Below are 1014 nucleotides of genomic sequence, written 5' to 3'. Positions count from 1 at the left end.
GGCTAACGGCACCCCGATGGGGCTCGCTGCGCCGGCGACATCACCGGCCATGATCTCGCGTACCGAGGCATGCACGGTTGTCTCGGTGATGCCGTACATGTTGATCAGCCGCGGCGACTGCCGATGGCGGTCCACCCACCCCGCTAGACGCGCGGGCTCAAGGGCTTCCCCACCAAACACCACTGTCTTTAGCGCCAGCCGGCGACCTAACTCCGGGGCTAATCCATCAACGGTTTGCAGCGCATAAAACGCCGACGGAGTTTGGCTTAACACGCTGACCTGTTCGCTGATCAGCAAGGCGTGGAAGTCTTCGGCAGAGCGGGTTGTCGCCTCGGGCACCACCACCAACCGGCCCCCACCGAGCAGGGCGCCCCAGATCTCCCACACCGAAACGTCAAAGGAATACGAGTGCCACTGCGACCACACCCCCGCCCGCTCCAGGTGGGCACCTGCCGACGCCAGCAGCTGGGTGACGTTATGGTGGGTAATGGCAACGCCTTTGGGGGTACCGGTGGTGCCCGAGGTGTAAATCAGATACGCAATATCCTCAGCAGCCGGGCCCGGCAATGGTGTGCTGGGTTGAGCATCGATCGCGGGGCCGTCGACATCAATGACTCGCAGGCCGTCGTACCCGTCGAGCCGCGAGCGCAGACCCGCAGTGGTGAGTACCGCGATCGGGGCGGCATCGCCGAGCATGAACCCGATCCGCGCTGTGGGCAGGCCCGGGTCGATCGGCACGTAGGCCGCCCCAGACTTCAAAACCCCTAGGATCGCGATGATGGCCTGCGCGCCACGTTCCATCAGCAACCCTACGCACTCACCCGGGCCCACCCCACGGGCAACCAGGAAGTGCGCCAACCGATTCGCGGCCTCATCCACCTCGCGATAGGTCCACGACCGGTCCCCGAAACTCAGCGCCACCGCCTCGGGCGTGCGCGCGACTTGGGCGGCAAACAACGCCGGGATCGACACCCCCGACACCGCCGGACGGTCCAACACCGCCCGGTTACCCCA

The 1014-nt window shown here is 65.9% G+C and carries 1 protein-coding gene; it reads right to left on the bottom strand.

Features of this window, described 5'->3' with window-relative positions:
- On the bottom strand, positions 1-1014 hold a 1014-nt coding region (locus tag A5781_RS05575), incomplete at both ends, for an AMP-binding protein (RefSeq protein ID WP_156624422.1).

Origin of the sequence: Mycobacterium sp. 852002-30065_SCH5024008 (assembly GCF_001665645.1) — a bacterium.
Lineage (GTDB): Bacteria > Actinomycetota > Actinomycetes > Mycobacteriales > Mycobacteriaceae > Mycobacterium > Mycobacterium paraffinicum.
Note: the sequence above shows the minus strand (reverse complement) of the source record. Positions and strands in the feature narration are given on the sequence as shown.